This is a genomic window from Micromonospora sp. NPDC023956 (genome assembly GCF_040639195.1).
GTDB lineage: Bacteria > Actinomycetota > Actinomycetes > Mycobacteriales > Micromonosporaceae > Micromonospora.
Window position 1 is genome coordinate 496216 of sequence record NZ_JBEZZN010000004.1, and the last position, 17207, is coordinate 513422.

The following is a 17207-nucleotide window of genomic DNA, read 5'->3' on the forward strand; positions in this document are numbered from 1 at the left end:
CGTGGCCAAGCTGCTCTACTCGGCATCGATGTCGACGGACGGGTTCATCGCCGGGGTGGGCGGTGACATGTCCTGGCTGACCCCGTACCTCGGGCCGAACCCGACGCTGGACGACGTGGCCGCGCGGACCGGCGCGCTGCTCGTCGGCCGGCGCACCTTCGGCGGCGACGACCCGTACCGCGACCAGCCGGGGGAGGGGGAGGCGTTCGGCGGCGGCTGGGACGGGCCGCAGTTCGTGCTCACCCACCGCCCGCCGGCCGACCCCGTGCCCGGCGTCACCTTCGTCACCGACCTGCCGACGGCCGTCGCGCGGGCGCGGACGGCGGCCGGCGACGGGTACGTCAACGTCCTCGGCGCGGACGTCGCCCGGCAGTGCCTCGCCGCCGGCCTGCTGGACGAGGTCCTGGTCTGTGTCGCGCCCGTGCTGCTCGGTGACGGGGTGCGGCTCTTCGACCACCCGGGCGGGTCGACCGTCCGGCTCGAACCGGTCGAGGTCACCCAGGCTCCGCCGGTCACCAACCTCTGGCTGCGGGTGGTGCGCTGAGCGGTTGGCGCCACGGCGAAGGGGCCGCCCCGGATCGGGGCGGCCCCTTCGTGCTGTCCAGAGGAGCCTGCCATTACCCGCCCGTAACTCTTCATTGACGTCCGCGAATTGATGCGGGCAAGATGTGTCCACGATCGATCGGACGTCCCCCGCCAGCCTCCCGTCACCGCCGGGTCCACCCCCACGGAGGGCGCAGCCATGCTGCTCCGAAAGATCCTCGTCACCGCCACGGCCGCCGCCGCGATCCTGGTGCCGGCCACCGCCGCCACCGCCGCCCCCACACCCGCCCCCGACCGTGCCGCCACCACGAGCACAACCGCGACCAGTGGGGTCGGCGCGTCCGCCGCCAACCCCGTGATCGTCGTCGGCGGCCTCTCCGGGGTCGCCATCGCGTACGAGCCGCTCGCCGCCCGGCTGCGCGGCGACGGGCACCGGGTATCGATCTACCAGCTACCCGGCCTCGGCCTCGGCGACATCGCCGCCTCCGCCCGTTCCTTCAGCGGGTACGTCACCCAGGTGCGCGCCGCCACCGGCGCGGCCCGGGTCGACCTCGTCGCCCACTCGGAGGGCGGCCTGGTCTCCCGCTACTACCTGAAGAACCTGGGCGGCACCGGCTCGGTCGGCCGGCTGATCACCCTGGGCAGCCCGCACTACGGCACCTACGTCGCCGACATCGCCACGTTCCTCGGCCTCGGCGACTGCATCGGGATCGTCGCCTGCCAGCAGATGACCATCGGGTCGGCGTTCCTCGACGACCTCAACGCCGGGGACGACACGCCGGGCGCGGTCCGCTACACCACCATCCGTACCCTCCAGGACGAGCTGGTCCGGCCCACCCAGCACGCGACCCTCGCCGACGGCGCGGTCAACGCCCTCGTCCAGACCTGGTGTCCGGTGCGGATCGTCGGGCACCTCGGCCTGGTGCTCGACGGCACCACGTACACGATGGTCCAGGACGCCCTCGCCGACCGGGCGATCACGCCGAACTGCTTCGCGGTCTGAGCCGGTCGTCCTCCCGGCCGCTCACCCGGGACCGTGGTCGCCCCGGGTCGCCGCGGGATCCATAATCATCGACGACAGTCGCCCTCCAGAGAGGACACCCGTGAAGAACAGGATTCTGCGCGCGTCGATGGTGATGGGTCTGGTGCTCGCCGGCTCGGCCGTGGTCGCCGCGCCGGCATCGGCCAGCGAGGTTCCCAGCGACCCCATCTGCACCCTCAACCAGAACACCTGGTTGCGGGACGCGGAGCACGGCAACGTGCTGCTCACGCTGACGGCGGGGCGCGGGTTCCGGTGGCACCGCATCGGCTCCGACACCGGTACGGGCGTGTTGTGGTACTACGGGCACGGGGCGGAGGCGCCGTGGCAGGACGGTTGGGTCCCGAGGGACAACCTCTCCGGCTGCTACTGGCCGTAGGACGCCGGGACGCCGCACGTGGCGTCCCGACCAGGGTGGCCGTGCCGGTCCAGGCCGCACGGCCACCCGTCCTCAGCCGTCCTCACCCGTCGCGGTCAGGCGGCACGGCTGAGCATGTCGAACTCGTCGTCGGTCAGGGTCACCTCGGCGGCGGCCACGTTCTCCTCCAGGTGCGCCACCGAGGACGTACCGGGAATGGGGAGCATGACCGGCGACCGGCGCAGCAGCCAGGCGAGCGCGAGCTGCGCGGGGGTCGCGCGGTGCCCGGCGGCGATCGCGTCCAGCGGACCGCCCGGCTTCGCCAGCTCGCCGGTGGCGATCGGGAACCACGGGATGAACGCCAGGTCGTGCCGCTCGCAGTACTCCAGCACCGGCTCGGCCCGCCGGTCCGCCACGTTGAACAGGTTCTGCACCGAGACGATCGGGGCGATCTCCCGGGCCTGCTCGATCTCCTGCACGGACACCTCGGAGAGCCCGATGTGCCGGATCTTGCCCTCCTGCTTCAGCAGCGCCAGCTCACCGAGCTGGTCGGCGAGCGGCACCGTCGCGTCGATGCGGTGCAGCTGGTAGAGGTCGATCGTCTCCAGACCCAGGTGGCGCAGGCTCAGCTCGCACTGCTGGCGCAGGTACTCCGGCCGCCCCACCGGCCGCCAGTCGTCCGGCCCGGAGCGGGTCAGCCCGGCCTTCGTCGCGATCACCAGGTCGTCGCGGTACGGGTGCAGCGCCTCGCGGATCAGCAGCTCACTGACGAACGGCCCGTACGAGTCGGCGGTGTCGACGAAGGTGACGCCCAGCTCGACCGCCCGGCGCAGCACCCGTACCGCCTCGGCCGGGTCCTTCGGGTCACCCCACACGCCCGGACCGGTGAGCTGCATCGCCCCGTACCCGAGCCGGTCGACGGGCAGGTCCCCGCCGATCCGGTACTGCCCCGACGCCTTCGCCGGCTGACCGCTCGCCCCGACTGCCATGATCCGGATCCTCCCGTACCTCGTCGTCGGCCCGGCGGTCGCCCCGCCACGCCTGCTCGTCGACTATACCCCGCAGGTCGTCCCCGACGCCCGCTCCCGACGGTGTTGCCCGCTCCCGGCGGTGTTGCCCGTTCCCGGCGGTGTGCGCGCCCCGACGGTGTGCCCGGCGCCGTTCCCCGAGGCGGGGTTCAGACGCGGGCGCCCAGGATCACGTCGGCGGCGCGCCAGGCCAGCGCGGCCACCGGGCCGTTGGTGAACCCCGACACCAGGATCGGCAGCACCGAGGCGTCCACCACCCGCAGCCCGTCCACCCCGCGTACCCGCAGGTCCGCGTCGACCACGTCGGCGTCGTCCGGCCCCATCGCGCAGGTGCCAACGGCGTGGTAGCCGCAGTAGCCTCGCGCCAACGCCGCGTCGAGGATCTCCCGCTCGCCCCGGACCGCCGGGCCGGGCACCGTCTCGGTCACGATCCGCCGGGCGATCGGCCCGGTCGCGAAGAGCTCCCGCATCCGGCGGAACGTCGCCACCGCCACCGACCGGTCGTACGGGTCGGTGAGGTAGCGCACCATGATCCGGGGCGGGGTCGACGGGGTCGAGCCGGTGATCTCCAGGCTGCCCTCGCTCTCCGGTCGGGTCACCCCGCCCAGGCACATCAGCCCGGCCTCCCGTTCCAGCTCCAGCGCCCGGCCCGGACGGGCCGGGGCGGCGGAGAACGGGGCCATCAGCAGGTGCGCGTCCGGCCGGTTCCGGTCCGGCGTCGAGTGCAGGTAGGCGGCCACGTCGTGCACCGGCAGGGCGAGCGGCCCCCGCTTGGCGACCAGCCAGCGCATCGCCGCCAGGGACTGCCCGAGGACGTTGTTGAGCAGGGGGTTGTAACCGATCTGACCGGCCAGCCGGTACTGGAGGGCCATCATCCGGTGCTCCCGCATGCCCAGACCCACCCGGGGCCGGTCGGCCAGCACCGCCACCCCGGCGGCCCGCAGCGTGTCGGCCGGTCCGATCCCGGAGAGCTGGAGCAGTTGCGGGCTGGCGATCGCGCCGGCCGCGAGGATCACCTCGGCGCGGGCGTACAGGTCGACACTGCGCCCGGCCCGGTGCACCCGCACCCCGACCGCCCGGCCCGCCGTCACCAGCACCCGCTGGGTCGTGGTGCGCACCAGCACGGTCAGGTTCGGCCGGTCGCGCACCGGATGCAGGAAGGCGTCGGCGGCGCTGACCCGTCGGCCGTCCCGGATGGTCGCCGTGGTGTAGCCGATCCGCTCGTCGTCGCCGTCGTCGAGGTCGTCGGTGCGGCGCAGCCCTTGCCGGACCCCGGCGTCGATCATCTCCTCGCAGAGTTCGTTCGTGCCGACCGCCGTGGACAGGCGCAGCGGCCCGTCGGTGCCCGCCCCCGCCGTGCGGTGGGGGTTGTCCTCGATCCGCTCGAACACCGGGCGCATCGTGTCCCAGCCCCAGCCGGGGTTGCCCCGGTCGGCCAGCGCGTCCCAGTCGGCCGGGGCGCCCCGGGCGTAGATCATGCCGTTGATCGAGCTGGAGCCGCCGACCAGCCGCCCGCGCTGCCACACCTCCCGCTGCCCGGTCGGGGTGGTGGCGGAGTAGTGCCAGGCGGTGCCCTGGTCGTCCATCAGCTTGGAGAAGCCCTTCGGCATCCGGACGAAGAGGCTGCTGTCCCAACCGCCGGCCTCGACCACCAGCACCCGGGTCGCCGGGTCCGCGCTGAGCCGGTGCGCCAGGACGCAGCCCGCCGTGCCCGCGCCGACCACGATGTAGTCGAACTCTTCCACACTGGACCCCCGGTCCTGATCGATGGACCAGACGGTAGTCGGTCGGTCGCTCACCCGGCAGCGGGGGGTTGGTCACCCTCCGTCGCCGGTCCGGCCGGAGGCGCCCCGGCGCGCGGCCACCCCCGGTCGTCCGGCCGGTCACCACGGTCCATCCGCCCGTCGGCGTACGCCGTCAGCAGGTCGGAGCCGTGCGGCCGGCGCGGGGCCCGGCCCGGTCGGGGTGCTGCTCCGGGCTCCGGGCCCGCCGAACCGAGGGACGAGCCAGCGGAGGAGGACGGCGAGGAGTACGATTCCGGCGCGCGGTCGCCGTTGCCCGCCACCTCAACGTCCCGGTGTGGCCTCGCCCACCGGCCGTACGCGCGCCGCGCGTCGTTGGAGAACTGTTCCGCATTCTGCAAGAGGGTCGGCCCCCAGCCCGGCCCGGGGGAGAGACTAGCCTGATGGGCGTGACACGCCGCGCGAAGATCGTCTGTACTCTCGGTCCCGCCACCTCCTCGCCGGAACGCATCCGCGGGCTGGTCGAGGCGGGCATGAACGTGGCGAGGCTGAACTTCAGCCACGGCAGCCACGCCGACCACGAGGCCGTCTACCGGCTGGTCCGCGAGGCCGCCGAGGCCGCCGGTCGCCCGGTCGCCGTCCTGGCCGACCTCCAGGGCCCGAAGATCCGCCTCGGCCGGTTCGCCGACGGGCCGCACGAGTGGCGTACCGGCGACTCGGTGGTGATCACCGGCGACGAGGTGCTCGGCACCAAGGAGCGCGTCTCCTGCACCTACCGGAAGCTGCCGCACGAGGTGAAGCCGGGCGACCGGCTGCTGATCGACGACGGCCGGGTGGCCATCGAGGTCACCGACGTCACCGGCAACGACATTCGCTGCCTGGTCACCGAGGGCGGTCCGGTCTCCAACAACAAGGGCGTCTCGCTGCCGAACGTGGCGGTCAGCGTGCCGGCCCTGTCGGACAAGGACGCCGAGGACCTCCGCTTCGCCCTCGGCCTCGGGGTCGACATGATCGCGCTGTCCTTCGTCCGCTCGGCCGAGGACATCAAGCTCGTCCACGCGATCATGGGCGAGGTCGGCGTGCAACGGCCGGTGCTCGCCAAGGTCGAGAAGCCCGAGGCGGTCGACCACCTCGAGGCGATCGTGCTGGCCTTCGACGGTGTCATGGTCGCCCGGGGCGACCTCGGCGTGGAGCTGCCGCTGGACCAGGTTCCGCTGGTCCAGAAGCGCGCGGTGCAGCTCTGCCGGGAGAACGCCAAGCCGGTCATCGTGGCCACCCAGATGCTCGACTCGATGATCGAGAACTCCCGGCCCACCCGGGCGGAGGCCTCCGACGTGGCCAACGCCGTGCTCGACGGTGCGGACGCGGTGATGCTCTCCGGCGAGACCAGCGTCGGCAAGTACCCGGTGCTGACCGTCAGCACCATGGCGAAGATCGTCACCACCACCGAGGCCGGCTCGTTCGCGGTACCCCGGCTCCAGCACGACCCGCGGACCCACGGCGGCGCGCTGACCTCGGCGGCGTCGTCGATCGCCCGAGCCATCGGGGCGAAGGCGCTGGTCGCCTTCTCGCAGACCGGTGACACCGTGCGGCGGCTCTCCCGGCTGCACTGCGACCTGCCGCTGCTGGCGTTCACCCCGGTCCCCGAGGTCTACCGGCAGCTCGCCCTCTCCTGGGGTGTGCAGACCTTCCTCATGCCGTTCGTGCAGCACACCGACGACATGTTCCGCCAGGTCGACCAGGCGCTGCTCGGCCTCAACCGGGCCAACCCGGGCGACTACGTGGTGATCGTGGCCGGCAGCCCGCCCGGCACGCCCGGTTCCACCAACACGCTGCGGGTGCACCAGCTCGGATCACTCGTGGACGCGGCCTCGGCGCGGGCCCTGCAGTGACCGACGTCCTGACCGGCCAGGCCGCCGTGGACCAGCTGCTGGAGGTCCTCGACCTCGCGCCGACCGGCGCGACGACCTTCCGGGGGATCAGCCCCCCGGTCGGTCCGCAGCGGGTGTACGGCGGCCAGGTCGCCGGTCAGGCCCTGGTGGCCGCCGGCCGCACGGTCGCCCCGGACCGGTTCGTGCACTCGCTGCACGGCTACTTCGTCCGTCCCGGCGACCCGAACGAGCCGATCGACTACCAGGTGGAGAACGTCCGGGACGGCCGCTCCTTCTCGGTCCGCCGGTCGGTGGCCTACCAGCACGAGAAGCCGATCTTCTTCATGTCGGCCTCGTTCCAGCACCGGCAGGAGGGGCTGGACCACCAGGCCCCCACCCCGCCGGACGTGCCCCGCCCCGACGACGTGCCCACGATGAGCGACCGGCTCGCCCGCTATCCCGAGCGGCTCGGTATCTGGGCGATGATCCCCCGCCCGATCGACGTCCGCTACGTCGGCGAACCCGGCTGGGTACGCCCCGGCGACCGGCCCCCGGACCCGCACCAGCGGGTCTGGATGCGCATCGACGGCACGCTCCCCGACGACCCGCTGCTGCACGCCTGCGCGCTGACGTACGCCTCCGACCTGACCCTGCTCGACTCGGTGCTGTCGGTGCACGGTGAGGTCTGGGGGCCCGGCGGTCTGGTCGGGGCCAGCCTCGACCACGCGCTCTGGTTCCACCGCCCGTTCCGCGCCGACGAGTGGTTCCTCTACGACTGCTGGAGCCCCTCGGCCGCCGGTGGCCGGGGGCTGGCCACCGGTCGGATGTTCACCACCGACGGCGGGCACATCGCCAGCGCCGTGCAGGAAGGGCTCCTGCGCCGGGTCGAGGGGTGACCAGCCGGGGCGATCGGCGAGCCGGTCCGACTGGCCGGTAACCTCTCCGACATGCGCCTCTCCGCCCGGGTCGACTACGCCTTGCGCGCGACCGCCGAACTCGCGGCGGTCGCCGGGGACGGCACCGGACGGACCCGCCCGGTCACCGCCGAGCAGATCGCCCGGGCGCAGGACATCCCGCCGAAGTTCCTGGAGAGCATCCTGCTGCAACTGCGCCGGGGCGGCGTCGTGCACGCCCAGCGCGGCCCGGAGGGCGGCTACTGGCTGGCCCGGCCGGCGGCCGAGATCTCCCTCGCCGAGGTGATCCGGGTGATCGACGGGCCGCTGGCGCACGTGCGGGGGCAGCGCCCGGAGCAGGTCGGCTACCACGGCGCGGCACGGTCGTTGCAGGAGGTCTGGATCGCGCTGCGCGCCAGCGAGCGGGAGATCCTCGAACTGGTCACCATCGCCGACGTGGCCACCGGGGCCCTGCCCGACCGGATCAACCAGCTCGCCGCCGACCCCAGCGCCTGGAGCTGATCCGCGCCGAGCCCCGCCGTCCCTGGTCCGCGCCGGTCGCCCGCCGCGCGCGTCGGTCGCGCTGCCGGTCGTCGACCGCGCGCTACCGCCGGCCCCGACCGTCGCCGGGGGAGGGCGCGCTCACCGCGCCGACGGGTCCCCGGCGAGCAGGCTGTCCGCCGTGGCGCGGAGCAACTCCCACGCCTCGTCGACGTGCTCCTCGCGGGTCTGCGGCGAACCGACCGCCAGGCGCAGCGTGTACCGGCCCCGGACCCGGGTGTGTGTCAGGTACACCCGGCCGGTCGCGTTGACCCGCTCCAGCAGCGCGGCGCTCGGCCCGTCCCCGGCGCGCAGCCGGAAACAGACCAGTGAGAACGGGTGCGGTGCGGTCAGCTCGAACCGGTCGTCGGCGCGGATCCGGTCGGCGAAGCGGGCGGCCAGCGCCACCCCGGAACGGACGTGTGCCCGCAGGCCCTCGACGCCGTACCAGCGGAGCACGAACCAGAGCTTCAACGCCCGGAACCGGCGGCCGAGCGGCACCTGCCAGTCCCGGTAGTCGATCACCGCCCCGGACTCGGTGGCCGCGTTGCGCAGGTACTCCGGCAGCACGGTCAGCGCCTCGACCAGCTCCGCCGCGTCGGCCACCCAGAACGCGTCGCAGTCGAAGCCGGTCAGCAGCCACTTGTGCGGGTCGAAACAGTACGAGTCGGCGTACTCCAGCCCGGCGTGCGACCAGCGCAGCTCGGGGCAGACCGCCGCCGCCCCCGCGTACGCGGCGTCGACGTGCAGCCAGACGCCGTACTCGGCGCAGATCGCGCCGATCTCCGGCAGCGGGTCCACGGCGCTGGTGGAGGTGGTCCCGATCGTCGCCACCACGATCGCGGGCACCTCCCCGGCGGCCAGGTCGGCCTCGATCGCGGCGCGCAGCGCCGCCGGGCACAGGGCCTGCGTCTCCGGGTCCACCTCGACCGGGCGCACCCCCTCGTCGCCCAGGCCGGCGATCCGGGCCGCCTTCTCGATGGAGGAGTGGCCCTGGGTGGAGGTGTACGCGCGGTAGCGACGGTCGACGCCGACCGTACGCCACCGGCCCCCGCCGGCCCGGTGCAGCGCGGCCAGGGTGGCGACCAGCGCCGCCGAGGACGCCGAGTCCTGGATCACCCCGCCGCCCCGCCCCGAGGAGTGGAACCGCTCCGGCAGGTCGAGCAGCCCGGCCAGCCAGTCGAGCATCCGGGTCTCCAGCTCGGTGCAGGCCGGCCCGGTCGCCCAGAGCATGCCCTGCACGCCGAGCCCCGAGCTGACCAGGTCACCCAGGACACTCGGACCGCTGGTGTTGGCGGGGAAGTACGCGAAGAACCCGGGATGCTGCCAGTGGGTGAGCCCCGGGGTGACCACCGTGTCGAGGTCGGCGAGCACCGCCTCGATCGGCTCGCCGACGGTGGGCGGTGTGGCGGGCAGCGCGGCGGCGACCGTCCCCGGCGGATCCTGCGAGGTCACCGGTCGGGCGTCGAGGGTCGACCAGTAGTCGGCGATCCAGTCCACCACCGCGTGACCGGCGCGGCGGAACTCCTCGGGGTCCATGTGAGCTGCCACCCGACGAGTCGACCAACAATCCGCACCCGAGGCAAGGGGGTGTGACGTGCCCCCCCGGGCCGCAGGTGTGACGTGCCCCGACGGCAGGCACCGGGCCGCAGCCGCGGAATCCGCACAGCTCCGGCCCGGTGCACCACACCGCAGCACCCCCGACCCGTCCCGACCGGGGATGCCCTACCACCACCGGAACCAACGTTAGGCGACCCCGGCCACCCGTGGGTGAAGGCGGTGTGAAGATCGTGTTTCGGGCAGCTTGCCCCGCCCGGCGGGCGGGTGTTGTGCCGTACGGCGAGTTCTTCTATCGTCCATCATGCGTGGAGCCTTCCCTCCCGGCCGGATTCGTCTCGGGCCGGGACCGCAGGCGCGGCAGGCCCCCGTCGACCGGGCAAGGCGACGGCGAGGCCACCGTGCGCCCCGACCTCCCCTGAGAGGCCCCCGCATGAACCCTTCCCGGACGACCCGCACCGCCCTGCTCGCGGCCACCGCCGCCGGTGCCCTCGCCGCCGGCACCCTGACCACCGTTGTCGCCTCGGCCGCCGCCGTCGGCTGCCGGGTCGACTACCGCGTCACCAACCAGTGGGGCGGCGGATTCGGCGCCGACCTCACCGTCACCAACCTCGGCGACCCGCTCACCGGCTGGACCCTCACCTGGTCCTTCACCGCAGGTCAGCAGGTCAACCAGGCGTGGAACGCCACCGTCACCCAGTCCGCCGACCAGGTCACCGCCCGCGACGCGGGCCACAACGCCACGATCGGCACCGGCGGCACCGCGAACTTCGGCTTCAACGCCTCGTGGAACGACGCCAGCAATCCGGCCCCGGCCGGCTTCGCGCTCAACGGCACGACCTGTACCGGCGCCGCCCCCACCACCCCACCCGGCACCACGCCCCCGCCCACCACGCCGCCACCGACCACGCCCCCACCGACCACTCCGCCACCGACCACGCCGCCCGCCGGGGCCAAGCAGGTGGAGGACCTCGACCGCGGGCTGATCAGCGTCCGCTCCGGCAACGGGAACCTCGTCTCCTGGCGGCTGCTCGGCACCGAGACCTCCGGAGTGTCGTTCAACCTCTACCGGGGCACCACCAAGGTGAACGGCACGCCGATCACGGGCGCGACCAACCACCTCGACAGCGGAGCCGCCGCCGGGGCGACGTACACCGTGCGGGCCGTGGTGGACGGCGTCGAGCAGCCCGCGTCCGCCCCCGCCCTCTCGTTCGCCAACGGTCACCTCGACGTGCCGATCCAGCCCCCGGCCGGCGGCAGCACCCCCAGCGGGGAGGGTTACACGTACGTCGCGAACGACGCCTCCGTCGGTGACCTCGACGGCGACGGCCGCTACGAGATCGTGCTCAAGTGGGACCCCACCAACGCCAAGGACAACGCGCAGAGCGGGTACACCGGCCCGGTCTTCGTCGACGCGTACACCCTCACCGGCACCCGGCTGTGGCGGATCGACCTCGGCCGCAACATCCGCGCCGGCGCCCACTACACCCAGTTCCAGGTGTACGACTACGACGGCGACGGCCGCGCCGAGGTCGCCATGAAGACCGCCGACGGCACCCGCTCCGGCACCGGCCAGACCATCGGGACCGCCTCCGCCGACCACCGCAACTCCAGCGGCTACGTCCTCGCCGGCCCGGAGTACCTGACCATGTTCGACGGCCGCACCGGCGCGGTCCTCTCCACGGTCGCCTACGACCCGCCGCGCGGGAACGTCTCCTCCTGGGGCGACAACTACGGCAACCGGGTCGACCGGTTCCTCGCCGGCACCGCCTACCTCGACGGCCAGCGTCCCTCGCTGATCATGGCCCGGGGCTACTACACCCGCGCGGTCATCGCCGCCTGGGACTTCCGCAACGGCACCCTCACCAAGCGGTGGACGTTCGACTCCAACACCAGTGGCAACGGTGCCGCCCACGGCCAGGGCAACCACAACCTCTCCGTCGCCGACGTCGACGCCGACGGCCGCCAGGAGATCGTCTACGGCGCGGCCACCATCGACGACAACGGCCGCCTGCTCCACTCCACCGGCCACGGCCACGGCGACGCCCTGCACGTCGGTGACCTCGACCCGGCCCGCGCCGGCCTGGAGGTCTTCAAGGTCGACGAGGACGGCAGCAAGCCCAGCTCGTACTTTGCCGACGCCCGTACCGGCCAGATCATCTGGTCCACCCCGGCGTCCGGCGACAACGGCCGGGGCGTCTCCGGCGACATCTGGGCCGGCAGCCCCGGCGCCGAGTCCTGGTCGTCCGCCGCGAGCGGGATCGCCAACACCCGGGGGCAGAACGTCGGCCGCAAGCCCTCCTCGGCGAACTTCCTCGCCTGGTGGGACGGCGACCCGGTCCGCGAACTCCTCGACGGCACCCGGATCGACAAGTACGGCACCGGCGGCGACACCCGACTGCTCACCGGCAGCGGCGTCGCCTCCAACAACGGCACCAAGTCCACCCCGGCGCTCTCCGGCGACATCCTCGGCGACTGGCGCGAGGAGGTCATCTGGCGCACCAGCGACAACACCGCGCTGCGCATCTACAGCACCCCGACGCCGACCGGCACGCGGATCCACACCCTGATGCACGACCCGCAGTACCGCACCGCCGTCGCCTGGCAGAACACCGCCTACAACCAGCCGCCGCACCCGAGCTTCTTCATCGGCGACGGCATGCCCAACCCGCCCGCCCCGAACATCTACCCGCGCTGACCCGCCGGACCACCCTTCCGGTCGTCCCGCCCGCCGCCCGCTGACGCGGGGGACGCCCGGACTGCCCGGTACCGATCAGCACCAGTGGTCTCCCGGTGTCGCGCCCTCCCCGAGGTGGGGAGGGCGGGGCACCGGGGGAGCGGCCGGGTCAGTCCGCGCGGCGCAACCCGCCGGCCACCCGTTCGGCGACCAGCTCGTACGAGCGCACCCGGTCGGCGACGTCGTACACCAGCGTGGTCAGCATCAGCTCGTCGGCCCGGGTCCGCTCCAGCAGCGCGTCGAGCTGCCGGCGTACCGTCTCCGGTGACCCCTGCGCCTGCCCCTCCGCGCGCTGCGCCACGAACTCCCGCTCCATCGGGGTGTACGGGTAGGCCGCCGCCTCCTCCGGGCTGACCAGCGGCTCCGGCCTCCCGGAACGCAGCTTCAGGAACGACAGCGCGGCCGGAGCGGCCAGCCACCGGGCCCGCTCGTCGGTTTCCGCGCAGACCGCGTTCACCGCCACCATCGCGTACGGCTGGTCCAGCCACTGCGACGGCCGGAAGCTGCGCCGGTACAGGGCCAGCGCCGGCTCGGTGTTCGCCGCGCTGAAGTGGTGCGCGAACGAGAACGGCAGGCCGAGCGCCCCGGCCAGCTGCGCGCTGAACCCGCTCGACCCCAGCAGCCAGATCGCCGGCTGCTCGCCCCGACCCGGCGTCGCCACGATCGGCCCCGGCCGCTCCCCGCTGAAGTAGTTCATCAGGTCGGCCAGCTCCCGGGGGAACCCCTCCGCGGACAACCCCTCCATGGTCCGTCGCAAGGCCAGCGCGGTCACCTGGTCGGTGCCCGGCGCCCGGCCGATCCCCAGGTCGATGCGGCCCGGATGCAGCGCCTCCAGGGTGCCGAACTGCTCGGCCACCACCAGCGGCGCGTGGTTGGGCAGCATCACCCCACCCGAGCCCAACCGGATCGTCGAGGTGTGCGCCGCCAGGTGCGCGATCAGCACCGCCGGGGCGGAACTCGCGATCGCCGGCATGTTGTGGTGCTCGGCCACCCAGAACCGGTGGTAGCCCAGCTCCTCGGTCCGCCGGGCCAGCTCGGTGGTGTGTCGCAGCGCCGCCCCGGCGGACGTCCCCGCCGCGACCGGAGCAAGATCAAGAACAGACAACGGTACGTCGATCACACGCCTGACCAACCCGGCCCACCCCCGTCTTGTTCCTGCCCGGACCCCCTGTTACCGCATCTTGACCAGCAGAGGCCCTGCTGTCAGCCGGGCCCGTCGCACCCGGTTCCGGTGCGGTTCGGGCTCAGCCCAGTCCGCGTACCTGTTCGAAGATCAGGCTCGTGTGGGTGTGCTGCACCACCGGATCCACCGCCAGGTGGTCCAGGACGAAGTCCCGCAACGCGTCCCCGGACGCCGCCCGTACGTGCAGGACGTAGTCGTCCGCCCCCGCCACGTGGAACACCGACACCACCCCCGGCAGCCGCACCGACCGGGCCCGGAACGCGTCCACCGCGGCCCGCTCGTGCGCGGTCAACCGGACCGACACCAGCGCCTGCAACGGCAACCCCACCGCCGCCGGATCCACGTCCGCGTGGAATCCCCGGATCGCCCCGCACTCCCGTAGCGTCCGGACCCGGCTCAGGCAGGTCGACGGCGCCACCCCGACCTGCTCGGCGAGCGCGTTGTTCGGGATCCGCCCGTCCCCGGCCAGCACGGCGAGGATCGCCCGGTCGGTGTCGTCGAGGGCGGCGAACCGCCGTACATCATTCGGTGCGACTGGCATCCACCCATGATCCACCGAACATCCGCCGAAAGGCGTGCAGCGACACAGAATCTTCTTCGGACCTATTGCCCCGCAACACCGTGATGTTCGAGGCTTCCGCCATGGCAGCCCTGGACACCCGGGCCGTGCACGCCGGCCGCGACGACCTCGCCGGCCTCGGCGTCCACGTCCCACCCATCGACCTCTCCACCACCAACCCGCTGCCCTCGGTCGACAGCGGCGGCGACGCCTACCAGGGGCTCGCCACCGGCGAACCCCTGCCACCCGGCGGCAACGCCGTCTACCAGCGTCTCTGGAACCCCACCGTCGCCCGCTTCGAGACCGCCCTCGCCGAACTCGAGGGCACCACCGACGCCGTCGCCTTCGCCAGCGGCATGGCCGCCCTCACCGCCGCCCTGCTCGCCGCCACCCGGGACGGGAAACGCCACCTCGTCGCCGTCCGGCCCCTCTACGGCGGCACCGACCACGTGCTCGCCAGTGGCCTGCTCGGTACCGAGGTCACCTGGGCCCGGCCCGACCAGGTCGCCGCCGCCGTCCGCCCGGACACCGCCCTGGTCGTCGTCGAGACCCCCGCCAACCCCACCCTCGACCTCGTCGACATCGCCGCCCTCGCCACCGCCGCCGGCCCCGTCCCGCTGCTGGTGGACAACACCGTCGCCACCCCCGTGCTCCAGCAGCCTGTCCGGCACGGGGCGACCCTCGTCCTGCACAGCGCCACCAAGAGCATCGGCGGACACGGCGACGTCCTGGCCGGCGTCGTCGCCTGCGACGGCGGCTGGGCGCCCCGGCTGCGCCAGGTCCGTGCCCTCACCGGGGCGGTCCTGCACCCGCTCGGCGCGTACCTGCTGCACCGCGGCCTCCAGACCCTCCCGTTGCGGGTCCGCGCCCAGCAGGCCGGCGCGGAGAAGCTCGCGGCCTGGCTCGACGGCCACCCGGACGTCGCCCGGGTGTACCACCCCAGCCTCGCCGACCCCGCCGGGCTCGTCGGCCGGCAACTGCGCGGCACCGGAAGCCTGCTCGCCTTCGAGGTGCGTGGCGACGCGCCCGCCGCGTCCGCCGTCGCCGCGGCCTGCCGGCTGATCACCCACGCCGTCTCCCTCGGCGGCGTGGACACCCTGATCCAGCACCCGGCGTCGCTCACCCACCGCCCGGTCGACGGCCCGGCCAAGCCGCCCGCCGGGCTGCTCCGCCTCTCCGTCGGCCTCGAGGACCCGGAGGACCTGCGCGCCGACCTCGCCCAGGCGCTCGACTCGGTCGACGGCCGAAAATACTGAAGCGGCGGTGGTAGTGGAACGCCCCTCCCGTTCGTCAACCACCTGACGAAGCCTTCGTCGTCCCGGACCGACGAACCCCGTTCGCGGACTCCGCGCCGACGACCACGAGAGGAGCGCGACCATGGAACCGGTCACCACGAGCGCCACCGACACCGCGAGGAGAGCCGCCCGATGAGGTACCTGATGCTGGTCTGCACGGACCCGGACCACCAGCCCGGCCCGGACGACGCTGGTCCGGACGTCGAGGACTGGGTCGCCGAGATGGACGGCAAGGGCGTCCGGCTGATGGGTAGCCGGACCCGGCCGGCCAGCGACGCCACCACCGTCCGGGTCCGCGACCGCAGGGTGCTGCTGACCGACGGCCCGTACGCCGAGACCAAGGACCAGATCGCCGGCTTCGACATCATCGAGTGCGCCGATCTCGACCAGGCCGTCGAGGTGGCGTCCCGGCACCCGATGGCATGGGCAGGGAAGATCGAGCTCCGCCCGTTCTGGGCCGACGACGAGGACTGACCACGGAAACGGACACGCCGGTGCCGGCCGAGGTGACCGAACGCATCGCCGGGATCTACGCCGAGGCGTGGAGCCGGATCGTGGCCACCATGATCCGGCTCACCGGCGGCGACTGGCACCTGGCCGAGGAGTGCGCGCAGGACGCGTTCACCCGGGCCCTGCGGGCATGGCCGGAGTCCGGCGTACCCGACCAGCCACTGGCCTGGCTGACCACCACCGCCCGGCATCGCGCGATCGACCGGATGCGCCGCGCGTCGACCGAGGCCGCGAAACTGCGGGAGATGGCCGCGGCCGGCCCGGAGCCGGCGCACTACCGCAGCGACAGCGACATCCCGGACGACCGCCTGGAACTCGTCTTCACCTGCTGCCACCCGGCGCTGAACCTCGACGCCCAGGTGGCGCTGACCCTGCGCAGCCTGACCGGCATGAGCACCGCCGAGATAGCCCGGGCGTTCCTGGTGCCGGAACGCACCATGGGCCAGCGCCTCTTCCGTGCCAAACAGAAGATCGCCCACGCCCGCGTCCCGTTCCGGGTGCCACCGGCGCACCTGCTGCCGGACCGGCTGCCGGCCGTCCTCCACGTGCTCTACCTGCTGTTCAACGCCGGCTACGGCGACCCGGGGAGGGCCCGGCTGAGTCGGGAGGCCATCCGGCTCGCCCGGGTGCTGACCGCCGCGCTGCCCGACGAACCCGAGGCGCTCGGCGTGCTCGCCCTGATGCTGCTGCACGACGCCCGGCGGGATTCCCGTACCGACCCCGCCGGTGACCTGGTCACCCTGGCCGACCAGGACCGCTCGCGCTGGGACCGGGAACGGATCGCCGAGGGCGCCGCCCTCTGCGAACGCGCGCTGCGCCACCGGCGCGCCGGACCGTTCCAGCTCCAGGCGGCCATCGCGGCGTGCCACGCCACCGCGCCGGTCGCGGCCGACACCGACTGGCCGCAGATCGTCGGGCTGTACGACCACCTCGCCCGCGTCGCCCCGAGCGTGATCGTGGACCTGAACCGGGCTGTCGCGGTCGGTATGGCCGACGGCCCGGAGGTCGCGCTGCCCCTGGTCGACGCGATCGCCGCCACCGGCCAGCTCGACGGTTACCACCTGCTGCACGCCACCCGCGCCGACCTGCTGCGCCGCGCCGGCCGGAGCGGGGAGGCGGCGGACAGTTACCGGGCGGCGCTCGACCTGGCCCCCACCGACGCCGAGCGCCGGTTCCTGCGCGGCCGGCTGGGCCTCCGCTGACAGCTGCGGCTCCGCCGACAGCGACGCGACCAGTCAGGACGTCGAACCAGAGAGCGGGCTACCGCCGGGATGGAGCTACCACGGTCCCGCAGCTCACGGCCCCGTGCTCGCGTGGTCGGTGGATGCACACCCACGTCATCGAACGTGCGT

At 73.6% G+C, this 17207-nt stretch carries 15 protein-coding genes; 10 read left to right on the top strand and 5 right to left on the bottom strand.

What is annotated here, in order from left to right:
* Position 1 precedes the first annotated feature (1 nt).
* From AB0F58_RS11820 to AB0F58_RS11830, 3 genes are all read left to right on the top strand, one after another.
* Positions 2-544 carry a dihydrofolate reductase family protein gene (locus AB0F58_RS11820; RefSeq protein ID WP_357141601.1) on the top strand — a complete coding sequence of 181 codons (543 nt, stop codon included), beginning with the start codon at positions 2-4 and terminating at the stop codon, positions 542-544.
* 198 nt (positions 545-742) lie between these two features.
* A complete protein-coding gene (locus tag AB0F58_RS11825) occupies positions 743-1546 on the top strand; it encodes an alpha/beta fold hydrolase (protein ID WP_357141604.1) in 804 nt (267 codons plus the stop codon).
* A 100-nt stretch (positions 1547-1646) separates the two neighbouring features.
* Entirely contained in the window at positions 1647-1961 is a 315-nt protein-coding gene (locus AB0F58_RS11830) for a hypothetical protein (protein ID WP_357141606.1), read from the top strand.
* A gap of 95 nt (positions 1962-2056) precedes the next feature.
* Here AB0F58_RS11830 and AB0F58_RS11835 read toward each other — a convergent pair whose 3' ends face one another.
* On the bottom strand, positions 2057-2929 hold the full coding sequence (locus AB0F58_RS11835) for an aldo/keto reductase (RefSeq protein WP_357141609.1): 873 nt from the start codon (positions 2927-2929) through the stop codon (positions 2057-2059).
* A gap of 188 nt (positions 2930-3117) precedes the next feature.
* Positions 3118-4713, bottom strand: a complete 1596-nt coding sequence (locus AB0F58_RS11840; protein ID WP_357141611.1) for a GMC family oxidoreductase N-terminal domain-containing protein — start codon at positions 4711-4713, stop codon at positions 3118-3120.
* Positions 4714-5153: 440 nt separating this feature from the next.
* Between AB0F58_RS11840 and pyk the strand changes: the two genes are divergently transcribed.
* The 3 genes from pyk to AB0F58_RS11855 are packed head-to-tail and all read left to right on the top strand — an operon-like array spanning position 5154 to position 7996.
* The gene (gene pyk / locus AB0F58_RS11845; protein WP_357141613.1) at positions 5154-6602 is read left to right on the top strand and encodes a pyruvate kinase; all 1449 of its coding nucleotides are present in this window, start codon (positions 5154-5156) and stop codon (positions 6600-6602) included.
* Positions 6599-7477: an acyl-CoA thioesterase II gene (locus AB0F58_RS11850; protein ID WP_357141614.1), complete on the top strand. Its 879-nt coding sequence runs from the start codon at positions 6599-6601 to the stop codon at positions 7475-7477. Before pyk ends, AB0F58_RS11850 begins: the two co-directional genes overlap by 4 nt.
* Before the next feature lie 51 nt (positions 7478-7528).
* Positions 7529-7996, top strand: a complete 468-nt coding sequence (locus AB0F58_RS11855) for an Rrf2 family transcriptional regulator (protein ID WP_357141617.1) — start codon at positions 7529-7531, stop codon at positions 7994-7996.
* 120 nt (positions 7997-8116) lie between these two features.
* On the opposite strand, the gene AB0F58_RS11860 is transcribed toward AB0F58_RS11855, so the two are convergent.
* The gene (locus tag AB0F58_RS11860; RefSeq protein ID WP_357141619.1) at positions 8117-9565 is read right to left on the bottom strand and encodes a pyridoxal-dependent decarboxylase; all 1449 of its coding nucleotides are present in this window, start codon (positions 9563-9565) and stop codon (positions 8117-8119) included.
* A 439-nt stretch (positions 9566-10004) separates the two neighbouring features.
* On the opposite strand from AB0F58_RS11860, the gene AB0F58_RS11865 reads away from it, so the two are divergent.
* Positions 10005-12269 (top strand): cellulose binding domain-containing protein, encoded by a 2265-nt coding sequence (locus tag AB0F58_RS11865; protein ID WP_357141622.1) that lies wholly within the window; start codon positions 10005-10007, stop codon positions 12267-12269.
* Positions 12270-12417: 148 nt separating this feature from the next.
* Here AB0F58_RS11865 and AB0F58_RS11870 read toward each other — a convergent pair whose 3' ends face one another.
* Together AB0F58_RS11870 and AB0F58_RS11875 are read right to left on the bottom strand one after the other, a co-directional pair.
* Positions 12418-13428 carry an LLM class flavin-dependent oxidoreductase gene (locus AB0F58_RS11870; RefSeq protein ID WP_357141624.1) on the bottom strand — a complete coding sequence of 337 codons (1011 nt, stop codon included), beginning with the start codon at positions 13426-13428 and terminating at the stop codon, positions 12418-12420.
* 124 nt (positions 13429-13552) lie between these two features.
* Positions 13553-14032 carry an Lrp/AsnC family transcriptional regulator gene (locus AB0F58_RS11875; RefSeq protein WP_357141627.1) on the bottom strand — a complete coding sequence of 160 codons (480 nt, stop codon included), beginning with the start codon at positions 14030-14032 and terminating at the stop codon, positions 13553-13555.
* Positions 14033-14115: 83 nt separating this feature from the next.
* Here AB0F58_RS11875 and AB0F58_RS11880 point away from each other — a divergent pair, with 83 nt between their 5' ends.
* From AB0F58_RS11880 to AB0F58_RS11890, 3 genes are all read left to right on the top strand, one after another.
* Complete coding sequence (locus tag AB0F58_RS11880) at positions 14116-15306, top strand: PLP-dependent aspartate aminotransferase family protein (RefSeq protein WP_357141630.1); 1191 nt, start codon at positions 14116-14118, stop codon at positions 15304-15306.
* Positions 15307-15489: 183 nt separating this feature from the next.
* Positions 15490-15819: a YciI family protein gene (locus AB0F58_RS11885; protein ID WP_357141870.1), complete on the top strand. Its 330-nt coding sequence runs from the start codon at positions 15490-15492 to the stop codon at positions 15817-15819.
* A gap of 20 nt (positions 15820-15839) precedes the next feature.
* Positions 15840-17057: a sigma-70 family RNA polymerase sigma factor gene (locus AB0F58_RS11890; protein WP_357141632.1), complete on the top strand. Its 1218-nt coding sequence runs from the start codon at positions 15840-15842 to the stop codon at positions 17055-17057.
* Positions 17058-17207: the final 150 nt, after the last annotated feature.

Coding starts and splice junctions, on each gene's coding strand:
- AB0F58_RS11825 (WP_357141604.1), top strand. CDS start 743: ATGCTGCTCCGAAAGATCCTCGTCACCGCCACGGCCGCCGCCGCGATC.
- AB0F58_RS11835 (WP_357141609.1), bottom strand. CDS start 2,929: ATGGCAGTCGGGGCGAGCGGTCAGCCGGCGAAGGCGTCGGGGCAGTAC.
- pyk (WP_357141613.1), top strand. CDS start 5,154: ATGGGCGTGACACGCCGCGCGAAGATCGTCTGTACTCTCGGTCCCGCC.
- AB0F58_RS11855 (WP_357141617.1), top strand. CDS start 7,529: ATGCGCCTCTCCGCCCGGGTCGACTACGCCTTGCGCGCGACCGCCGAA.
- AB0F58_RS11865 (WP_357141622.1), top strand. CDS start 10,005: ATGAACCCTTCCCGGACGACCCGCACCGCCCTGCTCGCGGCCACCGCC.
- AB0F58_RS11875 (WP_357141627.1), bottom strand. CDS start 14,032: ATGCCAGTCGCACCGAATGATGTACGGCGGTTCGCCGCCCTCGACGAC.
- AB0F58_RS11880 (WP_357141630.1), top strand. CDS start 14,116: ATGTTCGAGGCTTCCGCCATGGCAGCCCTGGACACCCGGGCCGTGCAC.
- AB0F58_RS11885 (WP_357141870.1), top strand. CDS start 15,490: ATGCTGGTCTGCACGGACCCGGACCACCAGCCCGGCCCGGACGACGCT.